General features: G+C 66.3%; 20 protein-coding genes. 13 read left to right on the plus strand and 7 right to left on the minus strand.

The window, feature by feature from the left end:
- On the plus strand, positions 1-115 hold a 115-nt coding region (locus BLV60_RS31405; RefSeq protein ID WP_218132259.1), incomplete at its 5' end, for a Fe-Mn family superoxide dismutase.
- A gap of 16 nt (positions 116-131) precedes the next feature.
- On the opposite strand, the gene BLV60_RS31410 is transcribed toward BLV60_RS31405, so the two are convergent.
- Positions 132-509: a VOC family protein gene (locus BLV60_RS31410; protein WP_093059422.1), complete on the minus strand. Its 378-nt coding sequence runs from the start codon at positions 507-509 to the stop codon at positions 132-134.
- Between the two features lie 264 nt (positions 510-773).
- On the opposite strand from BLV60_RS31410, the gene BLV60_RS31415 reads away from it, so the two are divergent.
- Positions 774-1,757: a Bug family tripartite tricarboxylate transporter substrate binding protein gene (locus tag BLV60_RS31415; RefSeq protein ID WP_093059315.1), complete on the plus strand. Its 984-nt coding sequence runs from the start codon at positions 774-776 to the stop codon at positions 1,755-1,757.
- Between the two features lie 60 nt (positions 1,758-1,817).
- On the plus strand, positions 1,818-2,834 hold the full coding sequence (locus BLV60_RS31420; protein ID WP_093059424.1) for an MBL fold metallo-hydrolase: 1,017 nt from the start codon (positions 1,818-1,820) through the stop codon (positions 2,832-2,834).
- Positions 2,835-2,841: 7 nt separating this feature from the next.
- Here the strand turns inward: BLV60_RS31420 and BLV60_RS31425 are convergent, their stop codons facing one another.
- Genes BLV60_RS31425 through BLV60_RS31440 form a run of 4 tightly spaced genes read right to left on the minus strand, consistent with a single transcriptional unit; the run spans position 2,842 to position 5,185 of the window.
- Entirely contained in the window at positions 2,842-3,099 is a 258-nt protein-coding gene (locus BLV60_RS31425) for a hypothetical protein (RefSeq protein WP_093059317.1), read from the minus strand.
- Positions 3,100-3,122: 23 nt separating this feature from the next.
- Complete coding sequence (locus BLV60_RS31430) at positions 3,123-3,887, minus strand: SDR family NAD(P)-dependent oxidoreductase (RefSeq protein ID WP_093059319.1); 765 nt, start codon at positions 3,885-3,887, stop codon at positions 3,123-3,125.
- 60 nt (positions 3,888-3,947) lie between these two features.
- Positions 3,948-4,418: a hypothetical protein gene (locus BLV60_RS31435; RefSeq protein ID WP_093059321.1), complete on the minus strand. Its 471-nt coding sequence runs from the start codon at positions 4,416-4,418 to the stop codon at positions 3,948-3,950.
- The gene (locus BLV60_RS31440) at positions 4,415-5,185 is read right to left on the minus strand and encodes a Crp/Fnr family transcriptional regulator (protein ID WP_093059323.1); all 771 of its coding nucleotides are present in this window, start codon (positions 5,183-5,185) and stop codon (positions 4,415-4,417) included. The genes BLV60_RS31435 and BLV60_RS31440 overlap by 4 nt, the downstream gene beginning before the upstream one ends.
- Positions 5,186-5,269: 84 nt before the next feature.
- Between BLV60_RS31440 and BLV60_RS31445 the strand changes: the two genes are divergently transcribed.
- The 7 genes from BLV60_RS31445 (at position 5,270) to BLV60_RS31475 (ending at position 13,710) form a co-directional block, all read left to right on the plus strand.
- The gene (locus BLV60_RS31445) at positions 5,270-7,225 is read left to right on the plus strand and encodes an AMP-binding protein (RefSeq protein WP_093059325.1); all 1,956 of its coding nucleotides are present in this window, start codon (positions 5,270-5,272) and stop codon (positions 7,223-7,225) included.
- A complete protein-coding gene (locus BLV60_RS31450) occupies positions 7,222-8,007 on the plus strand; it encodes an ABC transporter ATP-binding protein (protein WP_093059327.1) in 786 nt (261 codons plus the stop codon). Before BLV60_RS31445 ends, BLV60_RS31450 begins: the two co-directional genes overlap by 4 nt.
- Before the next feature lie 15 nt (positions 8,008-8,022).
- The gene (locus tag BLV60_RS31455; RefSeq protein ID WP_093059329.1) at positions 8,023-8,952 is read left to right on the plus strand and encodes a branched-chain amino acid ABC transporter permease; all 930 of its coding nucleotides are present in this window, start codon (positions 8,023-8,025) and stop codon (positions 8,950-8,952) included.
- Positions 8,953-8,955: 3 nt separating this feature from the next.
- Entirely contained in the window at positions 8,956-10,020 is a 1,065-nt protein-coding gene (locus BLV60_RS31460; protein ID WP_093059331.1) for a branched-chain amino acid ABC transporter permease, read from the plus strand.
- Positions 10,021-10,078: 58 nt separating this feature from the next.
- Positions 10,079-11,410 (plus strand): ABC transporter substrate-binding protein, encoded by a 1,332-nt coding sequence (locus BLV60_RS31465; RefSeq protein ID WP_093059333.1) that lies wholly within the window; start codon positions 10,079-10,081, stop codon positions 11,408-11,410.
- 96 nt (positions 11,411-11,506) lie between these two features.
- A complete protein-coding gene (locus BLV60_RS31470; protein ID WP_093059335.1) occupies positions 11,507-12,319 on the plus strand; it encodes an ABC transporter ATP-binding protein in 813 nt (270 codons plus the stop codon).
- A gap of 140 nt (positions 12,320-12,459) precedes the next feature.
- A complete protein-coding gene (locus BLV60_RS31475) occupies positions 12,460-13,710 on the plus strand; it encodes a phenylacetate--CoA ligase family protein (RefSeq protein WP_093059337.1) in 1,251 nt (416 codons plus the stop codon).
- A gap of 4 nt (positions 13,711-13,714) precedes the next feature.
- Here BLV60_RS31475 and BLV60_RS31480 read toward each other — a convergent pair whose 3' ends face one another.
- Positions 13,715-14,728 carry a hypothetical protein gene (locus tag BLV60_RS31480; RefSeq protein WP_093059339.1) on the minus strand — a complete coding sequence of 338 codons (1,014 nt, stop codon included), beginning with the start codon at positions 14,726-14,728 and terminating at the stop codon, positions 13,715-13,717.
- A 161-nt stretch (positions 14,729-14,889) separates the two neighbouring features.
- On the opposite strand from BLV60_RS31480, the gene BLV60_RS31485 reads away from it, so the two are divergent.
- The 3 genes from BLV60_RS31485 to BLV60_RS31495 all read left to right on the plus strand — a co-directional run bounded on the left by BLV60_RS31485 (position 14,890) and on the right by BLV60_RS31495 (position 19,144).
- On the plus strand, positions 14,890-15,864 hold the full coding sequence (locus BLV60_RS31485; RefSeq protein ID WP_093059341.1) for a tripartite tricarboxylate transporter substrate-binding protein: 975 nt from the start codon (positions 14,890-14,892) through the stop codon (positions 15,862-15,864).
- 119 nt (positions 15,865-15,983) lie between these two features.
- A complete protein-coding gene (locus BLV60_RS31490; protein WP_093059343.1) occupies positions 15,984-16,721 on the plus strand; it encodes a hypothetical protein in 738 nt (245 codons plus the stop codon).
- Positions 16,718-19,144 carry a hypothetical protein gene (locus BLV60_RS31495; protein WP_143042661.1) on the plus strand — a complete coding sequence of 809 codons (2,427 nt, stop codon included), beginning with the start codon at positions 16,718-16,720 and terminating at the stop codon, positions 19,142-19,144. Before BLV60_RS31490 ends, BLV60_RS31495 begins: the two co-directional genes overlap by 4 nt.
- A gap of 21 nt (positions 19,145-19,165) precedes the next feature.
- Here BLV60_RS31495 and BLV60_RS31500 read toward each other — a convergent pair whose 3' ends face one another.
- Entirely contained in the window at positions 19,166-21,280 is a 2,115-nt protein-coding gene (locus tag BLV60_RS31500; RefSeq protein WP_093059346.1) for a PQQ-dependent dehydrogenase, methanol/ethanol family, read from the minus strand.
- Positions 21,281-21,373: the final 93 nt, after the last annotated feature.

Here is a 21,373-nt window from a genome sequence, read left to right on the forward strand (position 1 = left end):
GGACGTCTGGGAACACGCCTACTACATCGACTACCGCAACCTGCGCCCGAAGTTCGTCGAGACCTTCCTGGCCAAGCTGGTGAACTGGGACTTCGCGGCGAAGAACTTCGGCTGAAACTTCGGCTGATCGATCAGCCGTTGATCAGGTTCAGGATGTTCCCGTCCGGGTCCTTGAACCATGCGACCTTCATGTCGCCCATGACATGGAGGTCGCCCACGAGCTTCGTGTCGGGCATGTCGTAGTGCTCGAAGCGCACGCCCTTGGCCTTGAGGGCAGCGGCGAGGCGCTCGATGTCTTCGCCCACCTGCCAGGTGACGGCCGTCGCCTGGTTCGTTCCGGCGAACTGCGAGCGGTACACGTTGATTCGCGTGTTGCCGCTGCGGTAGACGATGACTTCGTCGCCCTCCGCATCGACCTGCGACAGGCCCAGCGTGTCTTCGTAGAAGCGGCGGGCCACCGCGAGGTCTTTCACCGCGAGATTGGCCACTGCGTTGATGTTTCCGAGCATGCGAGTCTCCTGGGTTTCCTTCGGGGAGGCCCGGCGTGCCATCGACGCATGCCGGGCTTGCCAAAAATACTCAACCATACGGTGCAGTATTTGCGTCGGACAGGGCCCTGTCAAGGCATCGGAAAATGGCACCCCGCAAGTCGATACGAGCCCCATCGCAAATGAAGAAATCCTTCTTACCCGGCTTCCGGCACACTGCACCCCCGGTGCAGTGACGACGGCAACGACTGCAACCCCGAATCGACCCCGACAAAGAGACAACCCATGATCCGCAGACACCTCGGCAAGCTGGCCCTCGCGCTGGCATTCCCCCTGGCCTTCACGGCCACCGCTCATGCACAGACCGCGGCCTACCCCGCCAAGCCCATCCGCATGGTCGTGCCCTTCCCGCCCGGCGGCGGCACCGACATCCTGGCGCGCCTGGTGGCCCAGAAGCTCACCGAGGTGAACCATTGGACCGTGGTGCCCGACAACCGCGCGGGTGCCGGCGGCACCATCGGCATTGCCGAGGCCGCGCGCGCCGCGCCCACGGGCTACGACATCGTGATGGGCCAGAAGGACAACATGGTCGTTGCGCCCTGGCTCTACAAGAACCTGAGCTACAACCCGGTGAAAGACCTCACCGCGGTGGCCCACGTGGCCTACACGCCGGTGGTGATCGTCACGCAGGCCAACTCCAAGTTCAAGACGCTCGACGACGTGGTGAAGGCCGCGCGCGCCGCGCCAGACACCGTTACCTACGGCTCGCCCGGCAACGGCACCACCATCCACCTGGCCGGCGAGATCTTCAACAGCGCCGCCAAGATCAAGATGCGCCACGTGCCTTACAAGGGCTCCAACGCGGCCATGATGGACGTGCTCGCGGGCAACGTCGACCTGATGGTGTCGTCGGTGCCCTCGGCCATGGCGCAGATCAAGGCAGGCAAGCTGCGCCCGCTGGCAGTCACCTCGGCCAAGCGCAGCACCTCGCTGCCCGACACGCCCACCGTGGCCGAGCTCGGCTACAAGGACTTCGACGTGAGCACCTGGTATGGCATCTTCGTGCCGGCCGGTACGCCGAAGGACGTGGTGACGCTGCTGAATGCCGATATCAACAAGCTGCTGGCCACGCCTGAAATGAAGGCGGCCATCATCGCGCAGGGCGCGGAGCCGCAGAGCATGACGCCGGAGCAGTTCGGCGCGCTGCTGAAGACCGACTACGAGAAGTGGAAGGGCATCGTGCAAGCCTCGGGCGCGACAATCGAATAAGCCTGCGCGCCGCAGAATGGCGTCTCCAGAACAAGCCGCAACGACGGCATGGAGACACCGATGGTTCCTTCGCTTCCCTTGAAGACAGCCGCTCTGGCAGCGGTTGTCGCCCTCGTCCAGGGCTGCGCACAGACGCCCGCGCAGAAACCTTCCGACGCAACCGTGGCCGCCCACGTCGCGGCAGCCACACAGGCCGCGGGCACCGACCTCGGTCCGCTGCTCGCGCTATGCAAGCCCGCCCCAGCCACGCGTCCGCCGCAGGAGGAGCTCGACAAGGGCCTCCCGCTGCTCATCAACAAGCCCGCACCACCTCCCGCCAGGGCTTTCGACAACCTGTATTTCGTGGGCGCCGACTGGGTCAGCGCCTGGGCCATCAAGACCTCCGACGGCATCATCCTCATCGATGCGCTGAACAACCAGGTGGAGGCTGCCGCGCTGATCGAAGGCGGCATGCGCAAGCTGGGCCTCGACCCGGCGCAGATCAAGTACGTGATCGTCACGCACGGCCACGGCGACCACTACGGCGGAGCACCCTACCTCGCGCAGAAGTACCGCGCGCGCGTGGTGATGAGCGAGGCCGACTGGACGATGACCGAGACGAAGCTGGAGTTCGCCACGCCCATCTGGGGCGCGCCGCCCAAGCGCGGCGCGGGCGACATCTCGGCAAAGGACGGCGACCGCGTCACCCTGGGCGACACCACCGTCACGCTGTACCTCACGCCGGGCCACACCATGGGCACGCTCTCCCCGGTGTTCGACGTGAGCGAGAACGGCAGGAAGCACCGCGCCATGCTCTGGGGCGGCACAGGCTTCAACTTCGGCAAGGACGTGCCTCGGCTGGACAGCTACATCGCGTCCACCCGACGCATGGACTCCCTGGTGAAAGCACAAGGCATCGACGTGATGCTGTCGAACCACTCGAACGTCGACAGCTCGCAGGCCAAGATGGCGGCGATGCGGCAGCAGCCGGCCGGCGCGGCGAACCCCTTCGTGATGGGCACGCCCACGGTGGAGCGCGCATTGAACGTGATGGGCGAATGCGCGCAGGCGCAGCGCGACCGGTTCGCGATGCAGTAGTCGCAGTTCAGTCCGGCACGAACTTCGTGTTGAAGATGGCGACGTCCGACGCATCCTCGAACGTCGCCACCTGCCCCATTTTCCCGTCGCTCAGCCTGCAGGCCGAGAACAGGCTGTAGCGGCCCTTGAAGTAGAACTCGTCCATCACGATCAGTGCGTACGGGTACGGCACGAAGACCTGGTGCTCGAAGACGATGCGGTGCACGTTCCTCGGCGACGGGAAGAGCTTGTACTCGATGGTGTCGATCGACTTGGCAGTAGCCATGGCGTGCGTGTCCTTCGTTTCGATCAGGCAGGGTCGCGCACGTCGGCCACGGGGTTGTTGCCGAAGTCTTCGCGCGCCAGGTACTTGAGTACCTTGGCCGCCGCAGTGGCGGGACTGTCGAGCCGGCCGTCCTCTTTCATGCTCACGAAGCGCGTGCGGTCCGGAAACTTTTCGGCCGACGCACCGCGCAGCTGCACCTGCATGTCGGTGTCGATCACGCCGGGCGCAAGCGAGACGATGCGCGCGCCGTTCGGTGCATTCGCTTCCTCGAGCGCCACGGCGCGCGAAAAATGATCCATGCCGGCCTTGGCCGCGCAGTAGGGCGCCTGGCTGCCCATGGCGTTGCGGCCCAGGCCCGACGAGATGTTCAGCACCTTGCGCGCGCCGCGCCATTCGCGGGTCGCGCCGAGGAAGGCTGCCGTCAGCAGCATCGGCGCTTCGAGGCCGATGCGCAGGGCCAGCGAGAGCTCGGCCTCCACCGCGCTCGACAGCGGCGCGGGGTTGCCGACGGTGCCGGCGTTGTTGATGAGCGTGACGCTGTCGAAGCGTTGCGCGTCGATGGTCTTGAGCCATGCCGACACGCGGGCCGATGCGGCCACGGGGTCGGACAGGTCCTGCTCCCATTGCACGAGTTCGGCGCCGGCGGCCTTGGCTACCTCGGCAAGCGCCGGATCCTGCTTGCGCGAGATGCCCAGCACCGTGTGGCCGGCCTGCAGCAGCTGTTCGGCCATGGCACGGCCCAGGCCGCGCGAGGCGCCGGTGATGAGGGTGAGGTGGGAAGCGGTCATCGGGAAGCTCTTTCTTGAACGAAGGCGGGGAGGTTAAGCGGTATCGAGAGGCCTTGGTGCTCAGCCGGTACGGAACTGCTTGCGCAGGAAGTTGCGGTGGCGGGCGATGTGCTGCAGCTGCGCAGGCGCGATGGTGCCGTCGAGGTCGACCTCGTCTGCGCCGTTGAGTACTGCATTGGCATTGGCCATGGCACGCGCGACGACTTCTTCCTCGCTCACGCCGAGCTGCGCTGCGAGGTCGAGCGCCACGCGTCGCATCGCGCGTTGCGAGAGCATCCACATCGCGCCGAAGCGGTCCCACGCGAGCGCGGCCTCTTCGAACTTCTCGCGGTCGGCCAGAATTTCGCTGAGCGGCTTGGCCAGTATTTCGTTGAGCGCATCGAGCTTCTCGTTCAACGCCTCGTTGCGTTCGATGGCCTCCTGCAGCGTCGGGCCGGCGTCCTCGGCCTTCGTCTTCGGCGCCTCTGACGGTGGGATGAAGGCGGCTTCCGCATTCGCGGGCACCACCTGGAGCTGGTCTTTGAGGATCATGTGTTTTCCGTTTCCGCCGAGGCGTTCTTCCTGTTCGACATCGCGGTCGCGCGCAGGCCCGGCAGGTCGAGCACACGCAGCCCACCGTACTCCACGCGGATCAGGCCCTGCGCCGAAAGGCCGTTCAGTGCCTCGTTCACGCGCTGGCGCGAAAGGCCGACCAGGTAGGCCAGCTCCTGTTGAGTGATACGCAGCACCTCGCCCACGCCCGGGTACAGCACCGGGTTGAACAGCGACACCAGGTTGCGTGCCACGCGCGCGTCGGGGTTGTTGAGCCGGTCGATCTCCAGCGCCGCGATGAACTGGCCCAGCCGTTCATTCAGCTGGTTCATCACGAAGCGGTTGAAGCCGATGGAGTGGTCGAGCAGCCAGTGGAAGCTTTCGATCGGCAGCCCCGCCACCAGGCTGCGCCGCAGCGCCTGGATGTTGTAGCGGTAGGGCTCGCGCTTCATCACCGTGCCTTCGCCGAACCAGCCGCCTGGCGGCACACCGGTGTAGGTGACCGAGCCGCCGTCGGCGTTGTCGTTGCTCATCTTGAGCAGCCCCTCGACCACGCCGAACCAGTAGGTCGGCGAGCGGCCGACGCGGCACACCAGGTCGCCGGGCTCGGCCTCGCCCACAACCAGCGCGGCTTCGGCGCGGCGGCGCTCGGCGGGCGTGAGCGTGGGCAGCCAGGGGATGCCTTCGAGCTCAGCGGCATTGGCGGGACGCACGCGATCCTTGATCGAACCGCCGAGCACGTTGTGGTTGAGATTGCCGTGAGGCATCGGGAAACTCCGGGGAGTAGTGTCCCTAGGATTGTCGTTGGAACGACAACCGGGCGTCAAAGTGAGACCTACGATCCGCCCACTGTGCAAACAACCGCCCCCACCTTCCCCCGTCTGCTGCTCGCGCATGCCGACGCCCAACCCGAGGCGCCCGCCGTGCGCGAGAAGGATCTCGGCATCTGGCAAACCTGGACCTGGAACGCCGTGGCGCAGGAAGTGCGCGAAATGGCCTGCGGTCTCGCGAGCCTCGGCTTCAAGCCCTTCGACAACCTGGCCATCGTCGGCGCCAACCGGCCGCACCTGTACATGGCGGTGGTCGCGGCGCAAAGCCTGCGCGGCGTGCCGGTGCCGCTGTATCAGGATGCGGTGGCAAGCGAGATGGTCTTCATGCTGCAGGACGCGGCCATCGACTTCGTGATCGTCGAAGACCAGGAGCAGGTCGACAAGCTGCTCGAATGCCGCGAGCTCCAGAAAGACCAGCAGCACGGCATCCGCCACATCATCTACGACGACCCCAAGGGCCTGCGCCACTACGACCAGCCGGGCCTGATGAGCTACGAGCAACTGCGCGCGCTGGGCCGCGAGTTCGACAAGGCCAACGTCGGCTACTACGACCGCGCGGTGGCCAGCGGAGAGGCTACGGATGTCGGCGTGATCCTCTACACCTCGGGCACCACCGGCCGCCCCAAGGGCGTGTGCCAGACGCATGCGAGCTTCATCGCAGCCGGCCGCGGCGGCGTGCAGACCGACAAGCTCGGCCCCGGCGACAACATCATGAGCTACCTGCCGATGGCGTGGGTGGGCGACCATCTGTTCTCCGTCGCGCAGTGGCTGGTGGGCGGCTTCACGCTCAACTGCCCCGAGTCGGCCGAGACGGTGATGAACGATATGCGCGAGATCGGCCCGAGCTACTACTTCGGCCCGCCGCGCACCTTCGAAGGGCTGCTCACGGCCGTGTCGATCCGCATGGAAGACGCGGCCGCGCCCAAGCGCTGGCTGTACGCGAAGTTCATGGCGCTGGCTCGGCGCGTGGGCGCGGACATCCTCAACGGCGCGCCGGTGGACACGGGTGACCGCCTGATGTACGGCCTTGGCAATCTGCTGATCTACGGCCCGCTGCGCAACGTGCTGGGCATGAGCCGCATCCGCGTGGCCTACACGGCCGGCGCGGCCATCGGGCCCGACCTGTTCCGCTTCTACCGCTCCATCGGCGTCAACCTCAAGCAGTTCTACGGCCAGACCGAGACCTGCGCGTATGTGTGCCTGCAGCAGGACGGCAAGGTCAAGCTGCAGACCGTGGGCACGGCCGCGCCGGGCATCGAACTGAAGATCGCGGAAGACGGCGAAGTGCTGGTGCGTGGCGTATCGGTGCTCAAGGAGTACTACAAGCGCCCCGACGCCACGGCCGAAGTGCTGGATGCAAACGGCTACTTCCACACCGGCGATGCGGGCGTGCTCGACAGCGAAGGGCACCTGCGCATCATCGACCGCGCCAAGGACGTGGGCCGGCTCGTGAGCGGCGCGATCTTTGCGCCCAACTACATCGAGAACAAGCTCAAGTTCTTCCCGCAGATCAAGGAAGCCGTGTGCTTCGGCAACGCGCGAGACGAAGTGTGCGCGGCCATCAACATCGACTACGAAGCCGTCGGCAACTGGGCCGAGCGCCGCGGTCTCGCCTACGGCGGCTACGTCGACCTGGCCGGCAAGCCCGACGTGCTGGCGCTGGTGGCCGAGTGCATCGCCAAGGTCAACGCCGACCTCGCGAGCGAAGACGGCATGGGCGAGACGCAGATCGCCCGCTTCCTGGTGCTGCACAAGGAGCTCGACCCTGACGACGACGAACTGACCCGCACGCGCAAGGTGCGCCGCGGCTTCATCGCCGAGAAATACGCGGTGCTGGTGGCCGCGCTCTACGGCGGCAAGACCGAGCAGTACATCGAGACCCAGGTCAAGTTCGAGGACGGACGCACGGGGGTTGTCAGCGCCACGCTGAAGGTCGTCGAAGCGAAGACGTTTCCCATCGTGAAGGCGGCGGCATGAGCACCCGGAAGACAGGCGACGTCATCCTCGACGTGCAGAACATCAGCTTGAGCTTCGGCGGCGTGAAGGCGCTGACCGACATCAGCTTCAACGTACGCGAGCATGAAGTGCGCGCCATCATCGGCCCGAACGGCGCGGGCAAGAGCTCGATGCTGAACTGCATCAATGGCGTGTACTGGCCGCAGCAGGGCTCCATCACCTTCCGCGGCCAGACCTTCAAGCACATGAACTCGCGCCAGGTGGCCGAGATGGGCGTGGCGCGCACCTTCCAGAACCTGGCCCTGTTCAAGGGCATGAGCGTGCTCGACAACATCATGACGGGGCGCAACCTCAAGATGAAGAGCGGCCTGCTCGCACAAGCCCTGCGCTGGGGCCCCGCCGAGCGCGAGGAGCTGCGGCACCGCGAATTCGTCGAGCACATCATCGACTTCCTCGAAATCCAGGCACACCGCAAGACGCCGGTGGGCCGCCTGCCCTACGGCCTGCAGAAGCGCGTCGACCTGGGCCGCGCGCTCGCAATGGAGCCGCAGGTGCTGCTGCTCGACGAGCCGATGGCAGGCATGAACGTGGAAGAGAAGCAGGACATGAGCCGCTTCATCCTCGACGTGAACGACGAGTTCGGCGCAACCATCGTGCTGATCGAGCACGACATGGGCGTGGTGATGGACATCTCCGACCGCGTGGTGGTGCTGGACTACGGCAAGAAGATCGGCGACGGCACGCCGGATGAAGTGCGCAACAACGAAGACGTGATCCGCGCCTACCTCGGCGTCGAGCACTGATCACGAAAGAACACGATGGGCTTTTTCCTCGAAACCCTCTTCGGCGGCCTCATGGTCGGCATGCTCTATTCGCTGATCGCCATCGGCTTCGTGCTGATCTACAAGGCCTCGGGCGTCTTCAACTTCGCGCAGGGCGCGATGGTGCTCTTCGCGGCGCTGGCGATGGCGCGCTTCTCGGAGTGGTTCCCGCTGTGGTTCGGCTTCCAGAGCCAGATCCTCGCGAACATCCTGGCATTCATTGCCGCGATGGCGGTGATGGTGGTGGTGGCCTGGCTGATCGAGCGGCTCGCGCTCAGCAAGCTGGTGAACCAGGAAGGCATCACGCTGCTGATGGCCACGCTGGGCATCGCCTACTTTCTCGACGGCGTGGGCCAGACGATCTTCGGCAACGACATCTACAAGATCGACGTGGGCATGCCCAAGGAACCGCTGATGGTGCTCGAAGGCACCTTCCAGGGCGGGCTGCTGCTGAGCCAGGAAGACCTGATCGCCGCGCTGGTGGCGGCCGGCCTCGTGGTGGTGCTGGCCATCTTCTTCCAGAAGACGGCTACGGGCCGCGCGCTGCGCGCGGTGGCCGACGACCACCAGGCCGCGCAGTCCATCGGCATTCCGCTCAAGCGCATCTGGGTGATCGTGTGGTCGGTGGCCGGCTTCTCGGCGCTGGTGGCCGGGATCATCTGGGGATCGAAGCTCGGCGTGCAGTTCTCGCTCTCGCTGGTGGCGCTGAAGGCGCTGCCGGTGGTGATCCTCGGCGGGCTCACATCGATTCCGGGCGCCATCATCGGTGGCCTGTTGATCGGCGTGGGCGAGAAGCTGTCCGAAATCTATCTCGGCCCCATGCTCGGTGGCGGCATCGAGATCTGGTTTGCCTATGTTTTGGCATTGGTCTTCCTGCTCGTTCGGCCTCAAGGCCTGTTCGGCGAAAAAATCATCGATCGGGTCTGAGCAATGTTCTACAGAGAAAACGGTCAGTTCAAGTCGAGCTACAGGGCCGACCAGCAGATCTTTCCGATTGCGCAGGATCGCATCGCGATGCTGGTGCTGTTGCTCGTGGCGTTCGTCGTGGTGCCGCTGGGCGTATCCGACTACTGGATGCGCGCCATCCTCACGCCCTTCCTGATCCTGTCGCTCGCGGCGCTGGGTCTCAACATCCTTGTCGGCTATTGCGGCCAGATCTCGCTGGGCACGGGCGCCTTCATGGCGGTGGGCGCGTACGCGGCCTACAACTTCCAGGTGCGCATCGACGGCATGCCGCTGATTGCCTCGCTGCTGCTGGGCGGCCTGTGCGCGACGGTGATCGGCGTGCTGTTCGGCATTCCGAGCCTGCGCATCAAGGGGCTGTACCTTGCTGTGGCCACGCTGGCGGCGCAGTTCTTTACCGACTGGGCCTTCCTGCGCATCCAGTGGTTCACCAACAATTCTTCGTCGGGCTCGGTGAGCGTGGCGGGGCTCAACGTGTTCGGCGTGCCGATCGAGTCGCCGGTGCAGAAGTATCTGTTCTGCCTGCTCTTCGTGGTGGTGTTCGCGCTGCTGGCAAAGAACCTGGTGCGCAGCGCCATCGGCCGCGAGTGGATGGCAATGCGCGACATGGACGTGGCAGCCGCGGTGATCGGCATTCGCCCGGTGTACGCCAAGCTCACGGCCTTTGCGGTGAGCAGCTTCATCGTCGGCGTGGCCGGCGCGCTGTGGGGCTTCGTGCACCTGGGTGCGTGGGAACCGGCAGCGTTCAGCATCGACCGCTCGTTCCAGCTGTTGTTCATGGTGATCATCGGCGGGCTCGGCTCGATCATGGGCAGCTTCTTCGGCGCCGCGTTCATCGTGCTGCTGCCGCTGTTTCTGAACCAGCTGCCGGGGTGGCTGGGCTTCTCGATTTCGACCGCGCTGGCCTCGCACCTGGAGACCATGATCTTCGGCGCGCTGATCGTGTTCTTCCTGATCGTCGAGCCGCATGGTCTTGCGCGGCTGTGGTCCACGGCCAAAGAGAAGCTGCGGCTCTGGCCCTTCCCTCATTGATTGATGAGTTCCCGTTCGTAAAAAACCCGGCACCGAGGTGCCCACAAAGGAGACAGGCATGAAACTGAAATCGCTCGCTCTGACCGCCGCCCTGGTGGCCAGCACCCTCGGCGCCCTGCTCGCGCCGTCGCTCGCCAATGCGCAGGCCAAGGAGCAGTTCTTCCCGCTGCTGGTGTACCGCACGGGCCCCTATGCACCCAACGGCACGCCCTGGGCCAACGGCAAGCAGGACTACATCAAGCTGGTGAATGCGACCGGCGGCATCAACGGCGTGAAGATCACGTACGAAGAATGCGAGACCGGCTACGCCACCGACAAGGGCGTGGAATGCTACGAGCGCCTGAAGGGCCGCCCCGGCGTTGCTCTGTTCGACCCGCAAGCCACCGGCATCACCTTCGCGCTGACCGACAAGGTGCCGACCGACAAGATCCCGCTGATCACGCTGGGCTACGGCCTGGCCGCCTCGCAGGACGGTGGCGTCTTCAAGTGGAACTTTCCGCTGATGGGCTCCTACTGGACCGCGGCCGACATCCTGATCCAGCACATCGGCAAGGCCGAAGGCGGCATGGACAAGCTCAAGGGCAAGAAGATCGCCCTCGTGTACCACGACTCGCCGTTCGGCAAGGAGCCCATTCCGCTGCTGCAGGAGCGCGCCAAGCAGAACGGCTTCGAGCTGTCGCTGATCCCGGTGACCGCGCCCGGCGTGGAGCAGAAGTCGGCCTGGCTGCAGGTGCGCCAGCAGCGCCCTGATTTCGTGCTGCTGTGGGGCTGGGGCGTGATGAACTCCACCGCGCTGAAGGAGGCCGTGGCCACCGGCTACCCGCGCGAGAAGATGTACGGCGTGTGGTGGGCCGGCGCCGAGCCCGACGTGAAGGACGTGGGCGCCAATGCCAAGGGCTACCACGCGCTGGCGCTGAACACCTCGGGCACGCAGCCCAAGGTGATCCAGGACATCCTGAAGCAGGTGCACGACAAGGGCCAGGGCACGGGCCCGAAGGACGAAGTGGGCTCGGTGCTCTACACGCGCGGCGTGATCATCCAGATGCTGACCGTCGAGGCCGTGAAGCGCGCGCAGGAGCGCTTCGGCAAGGGCAAGGTCATGACCGGCGAGCAAGTGCGCTGGGGCATGGAGAACCTGGCACTCGACCAGAAGAAGCTCGACGCACTCGGCTTCTCGGGCGTGATGCGTCCGGTGAGCACTTCGTGCCAGGACCACATGGGCTCGACCTGGGCGCGCGTGCACACCTGGGACGGCGCGAAGTGGGGCGACATGTCCGACTGGTACCAGGCCGACGACCAGATCATCAAGCCGATGGTGAAGTCTGCTGCCGACAAGTACGCGGGCGAGAAGAAGCTGACGCGCCGCGAGGCAGCGGATTGCCAGTCCTGATGCACTGAGCGTGCCGTGGCGGCTCGCGAGAGCCGCCATTCGCAAGAACAGCACTGCGCTGCACGCGCTGTTCTTGCGAATGCTTCGGACCACACCATGAGCGAACCCAACATCCTTCTCAATGTCAACGGCATCGAGGTCATCTACAACCACGTGATCCTCGTGCTCAAGGGCGTGTCGCTCACGGTGCCCGACGGCGGCATCGTGGCGCTGCTCGGCGGCAACGGCGCGGGCAAGACGACCACGCTGCGCGCAGTGAGCAACCTGCTCGCGGGCGAACGCGGCGCTGTCACCAAGGGCACCATCGAGCTGCGCGGGGATCGCATCGAGGCGCTTTCGCCAGCGGAGCTGGTGAAGCGCGGGCTTATCCAGGTGATGGAGGGCCGCCATTGCTTCGCGCACCTGACCATCGAAGAGAACCTGATGACCGGCGCCTACACGCGCACCGATGGCAAGGCAGCGGTGCAGCAGACGCTGGAGAAGGTCTACGCATATTTCCCGCGCCTGAAGACGCGGCGTACTTCGCAGGCGGCCTACACATCGGGCGGCGAGCAGCAGATGTGCGCCATCGGCCGCGCGCTGATGGCCAACCCGAGCATGGTGCTGCTCGACGAACCCTCTATGGGCCTGGCGCCGCAGATCGTGGAGGAGGTGTTCGAGATCGTGAAAGACCTGAACACCAAGGAGCGCGTGACCTTCCTGCTGGCCGAGCAGAACACCAACATGGCGCTGCGCTACGCCGACTACGGCTACATCCTGGAGAACGGGCGCATCGTGATGGATGGCGAGGCCAAGAGCCTGCGCGAGAACGAGGACGTGAAGGAGTTCTACCTTGGCGTTGGCGGTGCGGATCGCAAGAGCTTTCGCGATGTGAAGAGCTACAAGCGGCGCAAGAGGTGGCTGGCTTGATGTATTCATGTGTCGCTGCTCGGGGTGCGATCACGCCGACAGGAGACATTCTCGGAGGGGAGCACCCGGTGTCATTCGCACGCACCCCGAACGAACGCCAGCGTGGCGAAAAACCGAACTGAAAGACAAAGGGTACGGACATGACCGACCACTACGACAAGCTCGAGATCCGCGACCCGGCCGAACGCGAACGCGACCTGCTGGCCGCGCTGCCAAAACAGATCACACAGGCCCAGACAGCAGCACCCGCATTCGCAAAGATACTGGACGGCGTGAAGCCCGCAGACATCACGACACGCGAGGCGCTGGCGAAACTACCGGTCACGCGCAAATCGGAATTGCTCGACCTGCAGAAGGCACGCCGCACCGACGACCCCTTCGGCGGCTTCTCGACCATCGTGCGCGGCCCGCGCATGCCGCGCGTGTTCGCGAGCCCCGGCACCATCTACGAGCCTGAGGGCGAAGCGCGCGACTACTGGCGCACCGCTCGGGCATTGCATGCGGCGGGCTTTCGCAGCGGCGAACTCATTCACAACAGCTTCAGCTATCACATGACGCCCGCCGGCTCGATCATGGAAAGCGGCGCACGTGCCATGGGCTGCACCGTGTTTGCGGGCGGCACCGGGCAGACCGAGCAGCAACTCGAAGCCATGGTCGACCTGAAGCCCGAAGGCTATGCGGGCACACCGAGCTTCCTGAAGATATTGCTGGAGAAGGCCGAGGAGAAAGGGCAGAAGCTGCCTTCGCTCACCAAGGCGCTCGTCTCCGGCGAAGCCTTTCCGCCCAGCCTGCACGACTGGATTGCCGCGCACGGCGTGAAGGGCACGCAGTGCTATGCCACTGCCGACCTGGGCCTGATCGCCTACGAGACCAGCGCGCGCGAAGGGCTGGTGATCGACGAAGGCGTGCTTGTGGAAATCGTGCGGCCCGGCACCGGCGACCCGGTGCCCGATGGCGAGGTCGGCGAGATCGTCGTCACCACCTTCAACCCCGACTACCCGCTGGTGCGCTTCGGCACCGGGGACCTCTCGGCCGTGCTCGCGGGCACCTGCCCCACCGGCCGCACCAACAAGCGCATCAAGGGCTGGCTCGGCCGCGCCGACCAGACGACCAAGGTGCGCGGCATGTTCGTGCATCCCTCGCAGGTGGCCGAGATCGCGCGGCGCTTTCCCGAAGTGCAGCGCGCGCGGCTCATCGTGTCCGGCGAGATGGGCGACGACAAGATGACGCTGCAGCTCGAATGCGCGGGGGCGGTGCCCGAAGGGCTCGAGGCCCGCGTGAGCGCGGTGATCCGCGAAGTGACCAAGCTGCGTGGCGAGGTCGTCGTCGTGGGTGCGGGCGGTCTGCCCAACGACGGCAAGGTGATCGAGGACGCGCGCAGCTACAAGTAGCCAGTCAGTCGCGGCGGTACAGCCAGCGCGTGGCGGCACGCATCAACACCACCACGAGCACCGAATAGACCAGCACGAGCGCCAGGGCGAAGCCGATGAGGCCGCCCGCGTTGTCGAAGCTGTGCGACCAGGTCGCCAGCATCACCCAGGCCAATGCGATGGCGATGCAGCTGACCTGCACCAGCACGAAGGCCAGCACCGCGGCCGCCACGGCCCTGAAAGGCCGCACCCGCGCGAGCCCGGCATTGGCGCCCAGCCAGCCGCCCCAGAACGCGAGCGCGAAGGCCACCAATGGCGGCAGCATCCAGGCGATCAGCAGTTCGAGCCCATCCATGCCGCGCGCGACGGATGTCCAGCGGCTCACGACCACGCCGCTCCACATCTGCAGCGATGCGAACACCGCGGCGCCCACCAGTGCCACGGCACGGCGTGGCGATGCACCGATGGCTTCATCGTCGTCCTGCTGCTGCGCATCGGAAGGCGCTGCACTGGCCGCCCTCAACGCGAACCAGGCCGAGACCCACACGCCGAGCACGAGCAAGATCAACTGCGCGACGGACTGCAGCACCGTGAACAACGCCATCGCCGCGCTCATGGACGTCGAGCCGAGAAAATCATGCAGGCGGCCGCCCGGCATGAAGAGCAGTTGCACTTCATAGAACAGCGGGCTCAGTAAGTAGAAGTTGAGCACCAGCACCGCGATGTACACCGCGGCGTAGCGGATGCGGGGTTGGGGCAGCCGGGCCACGCTGCCAACGCCGCGCTTTTCGAGCGCGTTGCGCCCGTGACTCCAGGCCAGTGCCGCCGCCAGCACCCAGGCCATGCCGATGCTGAACACCATCGGTATCCACACGCCCGGCAGGGCATAGGTGCTGCGCAGCTGCTCGCCGTGGGGCGAATCGGGCCAGAGCTGGATGGCCATGTTGACCAGCACCATCGCGGCATCGATTGCCACGGTGACGAGCGCAAGATCGCGCGGCAGGCGCTGCGCGCTTGCGGGGGAGGGGGTCGTCGTCATGGGAATGCTTTTTCTCGCTTTACATGGCGCATGCGGTGGCATGCGCGGAAGAAGCAAGGGTATCGGATGACGACGCGAACCTAAGGGCTATTCGCTATAGGTCAGGCAGCAGTCAGCCTTTAAGATCGCGGCGTTTTTATTACCCCCCTCCCGGAGACGACATGAAGAAACTGTTCGCCCTCGCGGCGATTGCCGCCGCAGCCGCCGGTGTCCACGCCCAGGACTTTCCCGCGGGCAAGACCGTTACGCTGGTGGTGCCTTTCGCAGCCGGCGGCCCGACCGACCGTGTCGCGCGTGACCTGGCGGAGGCCATGCAGAAGACGCTCGGCACCACGATCGTGGTGGACAACACCGCGGGCGCGGGCAGTTCCATCGGCACCGCCAAGGTGGCGCGCGCCAACCCCGACGGCTACACGCTGCTGCTGAACCACATCGGCATGTCGACGATGCCAGCGCTGTATCGCAAGCTGCCCTTCAACGTCGAGACCGACTTCGAATACCTGGGCATGGTCAACGAAGTGCCGATGACGCTGATCGGCAAGCCCGGCCTGCCCGCCAACAACTACAAGGAGCTGACGACCTGGATCGCGGCCAACAAGGGCAAGATCAATCTGGGCAACGCCGGCCTGGGCGCTGCGTCGCACCTGTGCGGCCTGCTGTTCCAGAGCGCGATCAAGGTCGAGATGACGCCTGTGCCGTACAAGGGCACGGCCCCGGCCATCGCCGACCTGCTGGGCGGCCAGATCGACCTGCTGTGCGACCAGACGACCAACACCACGTCGCAGATCGAGGCCAAGAAGGTCAAGGCCTATGCCGTGACCACCGCCAAGCGCCTGACCACCCCCGCGCTGAAAGACCTGCCGACGCTGGACGAGTCGGGCCTGAAGGGCTTCGAAGTGACGATCTGGCATGGCATGTACGCGCCCAAGGGCACGCCCGCGCCGGTGCTGAAGAAGCTCAACGAAGCCATCAAGGCCGCAATGAAGGACCCGGGCTTCATCAAGCGCGAAGAAGCGCTGGGCGCCGTGATCACGACCGACAAGCGCGTCGAGCCGGCGGAGCACAAGAAGTTCGTCTCGGCTGAAATCGCGAAGTGGGGTCCGATCATCAAGGCTGCCGGCGTGTACGCCGACTGATCGATTCACCGCAGCCACAAGCAGCCGCAAGGCCGCCTGCGCCCCCCGGGCCAGGCGGCTTTTTTCGTTATGCTGGCCGGGATTTTTCTTCCACCCTCCCGCCCCTTTCGCCCTCTCCCATGCGTTTTCGCAGCGCGGCCTTTCCGGTCTTCCTGGCCCTGCTGGCGCATGACGGCATGGCCCAGCCGCAGACGCTGCTGTGGGTCTGGGACCGGCCCCAGCTTTTTTCCGCGCTGCCAGAAGGCGCGGGCGTGGCCTACCTGCATGCCACGGTGCAGCTGAGCGGCGAGCGCAGCCGCACGAGCTGGCGTCAGTGGCCGCTGCGCATCGAGCCGGGCGCCACCACCGTGGTGCCGGTGGTCCATGTTTCACTCGACAACCTCGCGCCCTCGCCCGTCAACGACGCGCAGCAGGAGGCCATTGCCGCCGCCATCGAGCATGCCGCGAAGCACGGCAACCGATCGGGCTGGGTGCAGCTCGACTTCGAGGCGCGCCGCAGCCAGCGCCAGGCGTATGTCGCGCTGCTGCGGCGGCTGCAGCCGGTGCGCGCCGGCGGCGTGCGGCTCTCGGCCACGGCGCTCGCCTCGTGGTGCATGAGCGATCCGTGGCTGCCTGCCGGCCTGCTCGACGAGATCGTGCCGATGTACTTCCGCATGGGGGCGGAATCCGCGCGCATCCGCCAGCGGCTCCACGCCGCGGGCGCAGCCACGGTGCCGGCCTGCCGCGACGCGGCGGGGCTGATGCTCGGCGAGGCATGGCCCGTGCTCGGCAGCGTGAAGCGGCGCTACGTGTTCCACGCGGGCGCATGGAAGAACGAAGACTTCGAACAACTCGACAACAGGGATTCGCACAAATGATTTCTTCAACAGCAAACGCGATGCGCGCCGGCGCCAGGCTGCTTGCAATGGCCGCGCTGCTCGGCAGCGCTCTCGCGGCTCATGCCAGTGGCGGCGGCGACCCCGAGGACCTGTTCTTCGCCACCACCCGGCCCGACCAGCCGGTGCGCGAGTTCGTCGAGCGGCCCGCGGGCTACTACACCGACTACCTCGTGCCCTACCAGGTGCTCTGGTACTGGCGCTTGCACGGCCAGCCGTTCTCTTCCGACGCCGTGCGGGCCTTCTCCGATCTGCTGGAGAAGCTGCCGCGAGAGGACAACCGCATGGCCGAAACGGACGACGCCTGGATCGAATGGCGAAAAGCGCGCGACGACGCCAATGCGAAGCTCGATCCCCAGTCGCCCCGCGACAGGCCTGCCCTGCTGGCGCCATCGCAGCAGCAGCCGAAATGGAACGCCAGCAGCCTGCAGGCGAGCCCCAACTGCTTCTACGGCGACGCTGTCCGCAACGCCACGAAGACGCTGGCCCAGCGCATGACGCGTGCCGCCGGCGACAAGGCGGCCACCCCCTACGTGCGGCATTGGCTGCAGGCGCAAGACGCGGTGTTCGACACCTGCAACAAGGAGCCCGGCACCATCCCCGAACTGCCACCCCGCGCCCCCGCCTGGCTGCAGGCCGACCACGCCTACCAGCTGGCCGCACAGCGCTTCTACGCCGACGATCTCGACGAGGCCGACACCGCGTTCACCGAGATCGCGGCCGACAAGGCCAGCCCCTGGCGCGACCTCGCGGCCTACATGCGGCTGCGCGTGCTGGCGCGGCAGAACCCGGGCGGCGAGCCGTCTTTCTCGGAACGGGACGACGCCGGCAAGGAAAGCCCCGAGGCGCTGAAGCAGCAGGCCGAACTCACCAAAGCGGTCGATGCCATCGCGCTGCCGCTGCTGAAGAACCCGCGCCTGCAGGCGCTGCATCCGTCGGTGCACCGGCTGGCCGAGGCACTGCGCATCCGCTACCTCACGCCCGGCACGCGCCTGCAGCGCCTGGCCGACAGCCTGAAGACCATGGGCGCACCCGATGTCGCCGCCGCCAGGCTGCTGTTGCTGAACCACGAGTTCCGCTACTGCATGATGGCCGGTTGTTCGTACGCAGGCCCGGATCAGAAGTCGGATCTCGTGCAGTGGCTCAACACGGTGCGCGGCTTCAACGGTCCGGCGAGCGGCATCACCGCCCAGGACAAGTGGCGCGAGAAGTTCAGCTGGAGCAACTACCAGCGCACGCACGACCTCGCCTGGCTGATGGCCGCGGCAAGCCTGGTGCCCGTGAGCACCGCCACCGACGACAAGCGCGAGGCCGAACTGCAGGCCGCATTGGCGGCCGTGCCCGAAGACCACCCTGCACGCTTCGCCGCCACCCAGTTGCGCGCCCAGCGCCTGTTTGCGCAGGGCCGCTTCAAGGAGACGCGTGAACTGGTCGCCAGTGCAGCCGATTCGCCCTTGATCGCACACAGCCTCTCGGGCCAGAACCTCGTGAAGGCGCTGCTGCTGCCCACGGCCTCGTCGGAAGAGGAATGGCGCCGCCTGGCGATCCGCCTGGTGGTTGCTCGCCGCGACCCCGAGGCGATGGAAGCCAAACCCAATGCGGTGCCGCTGGCCAGCACCTTCGACGACGACGCGACGCGCTTCCTGAACACGCGCGCGCCGCTCGCAATGTGGCTGCGGCTCGCGGCCGACCCGGCGCTCTCGCCCGCGCTGCGCGACTCCCTGCTGGAGACCGCATGGACCCGCGCCGTGCTGGCCGAGGACTACGCCAGCGCTCGCCGCGCTGCGCAGATGCGTATCGCGTCACCGTCGCAGGGGGCTACCGCCAAGGGGCCGGACATGATCGCCGGCATCCGCCGCTCGATGGCGCTGTCGGTCACCGACACCGCCGCCTGGCGTCACCTGCTGCTGGAGCGCATGGCAAGCACCACCGAGGTGCTGTTGCCGCCGCACTGGCCCGTGGCAGACGGCATCCGGCCCACGCCGCTCAAGCCCTGGCTCGAACCGGCGTACGACCGCAGCATGGCCACCGGCAGCTACAGCAAGTGGTGCCGCCCGCTCGGCGTGATGACCACCGGCCCGCAGGCCGCCACGGCTGCCGATTTCGAGATGCCCGAGTTCCTGCCGCAGGAAGAGCGCGCGCAACAGGCCGCGCTGGTCGCAAAGTTGCGCGCCATTCCGCAGGACTCGATCTACTTCACCCAGGAAAGCCTGGCGCTGATGCAGCGCAACCGCGCTGATCCGCTGGTGCCGCAGGCGCTATCGGTCGCGGTGAAGATGGCGCGCTACACCTGCCCGGACAAGGCGGTGGGCGACTGGTCGCGCAAGGGCCTTCAGACCCTGCACGCGAAATACCCGGATTCGACCTGGGCCGCCAGCACCCAGTACTGGTACGGCGGCCGGTAGAGAAGGAGAGAGCGGGCTTCCCTACTTCGGGCGTATGGCGTCCGCCGTCCCCTGGATGAAGGCCTTGATGCTCTCGATGTCGTCCCCCGAGAGCTTGCCCGTGAAGTCGGGCATGCCGCGCGCCATGGCCGGGCCCTTGAGGATGAACTTGTCCAGGTTCGTGATGTAGGCCGGGTCCATGTAGCCGAGGTTGGGGATGTTGCCGCCGCGGTCCACGCCGGGCACGCCGTGGCAGAACACGCAGTTGCTCACGTAGAGCATGGTGCCGGCCTGGACCTTGGCGGGGTCGTACTTCACGCCCTGCACCAGCTTGTCCATGCGGTACTGCACGAAGTCCGGCATCTTGGCCGTGCCGCCCACCGCGAAGGTGTAGACCGTGCCTGGGCCCTGCCGCTCGGTGGCGCGCTGCGCCAGGCCGTACACGCCGCCCCAGCCCACAGCGACCGACACGTATTGCTTGCCGTCGACCATGTAGGTCGAGGGCGCGGCCACCACACCGGTGCCGGTGGGCGTTTCCCACAGCTTCTCGCCGGTCTTCGCGTTGTAGGCCAGCAGGCGGCCATCGGCCGTGCCCTGGAACACGAGGTTGCCGGCGGTGGTGAGGGTGCCGCCGTTCCATGGCGATGCGTAGTCGACGCCCCACGCTTCCTTCTGCGCCACCGGGTCCCACGCCACGAGGCGGCCGAAGGGCTTGCTCGTGGGCGGCTCGACATTGGCGAACTTGCCGAGGTTCCAGCCCAGGCCCGAGTGCGGGCGGCCGGGCACGTTCTGGTCGAACTTCCAGTCCTTGTCGTCCATCAGGTTGATCGGCACGTGCTGCGCTGGCAGGTAGGCAAAGCCGGTCTGCGGGTTGAACGACATCGGGTGCCAGTTGTGCGCGCCGAAGGGACCGGGGATGCTGTCGCCGGGCTTCTCGTTCTGCCGCGCCGCGGCAATCTCGATGGGGCGGCCGTTCTTGTCGTAGCCGGTGGCCCAGTTCACTTCGACGAAGTTCTTCGCCGAGATGAACTTGCCGCTGGTGCGGTCGATGACGAAGAAGAAACCGTTCTTCGGCGCATGCAGCAGCACCTTGCGGGCCTTGCCGTCGATCTTCACGTTGGCCAGGATCATCGACTGCGTGGAGGTGTAGTCCCAGTTGTCGCCGGGCGTCTCCTGGTAGTGCCACACGTACTTGCCGGTGTCGGGGTTGAGCGCCACCACCGAGCCCAGGTAGAGGTTGTCGCCGCCCTTGGGGCTGCGCGCCTTGGCAGCCCATGGCGAGCCGTTGCCGGTGCCCACGTACATCAGGTTGAGATCGGGGTCGAAGGCGAAGCTGTCCCACGCGGTGCCGCCGCCGCCGGCTTCCCAGTACTTGCCGCTCGGGTCCCAGGTCTTGGCGGCGCGCGCCATCGATTCGTCTTCGAAGGGCTTGCCCGGGTCGCCCGGCACCACGAACCAGCGCCACTTCTGGTCGCCGGTCTTCGCGTCGTAGGCGGTGACGAAGCCGCGCACGCCGTACTCGGCGCCGCCGTTGCCGATGATGACCTTGCCCTTGAACACGCGCGGCGCACCAGTGATGGTGTAGCTGCCCTTCTGGCCCTCGATGGTGTTCTTCTCCCAGACCTTCTGTCCGGTGGCTGCGTCGAGTGCGATCAGGCGGCCGTCGTAGGCCGCCACGTAGACCTTGCCTTCGTAGATCGCAACGCCTCGGTTCACCACGTCGCAGCAGCCCTTGAAGCCTTTGGACTTATCGACCTGCGGATCGAAGGTCCACAGTTTCTGCCCGGTGCGGGTGTCGATGGCATGCACCACGCTCCACGAGGCGGTGACGTACATGATGCCGTCCACCACCAGCGGCGTGGCCTCCACGCCGCGCGTCGACTCGAGGTTGTACGACCAGACCAGCCCCAGTTGCTTGACGTTGCCGGCGTTCACCTGGTCGAGCTGGCTGAAGCGCGACTCCGAATAGTCGAGGCCGACGCTGGGCCAGTCGGGTGTTTTCTTCTGCGCCGCGTTGGCGCGGATGAAGCTGCCGTCGACGCGCCTAGTGGCGGCTGCCGCGCGGTCCTGTGCGCTCTGGGCCGTGGCCGCCGTGTTTGCGCCCAGGCACAGCAAAGCGCCGGCGAGCACGAGCAGCCCGGAGTGTGCTTTTTTCATCGCAGGTCTCCTTTGTGGCTCAAGGATGGTCTGTGCGGGCTTCGCATTCATCTTCGGGATTTCCCCAGTCCGGTGCTGTTCCATTGCGGAACA

Source organism: Variovorax sp. YR634 (assembly GCF_900106655.1).
Classification (GTDB): Bacteria; Pseudomonadota; Gammaproteobacteria; order Burkholderiales; family Burkholderiaceae_C; genus Variovorax.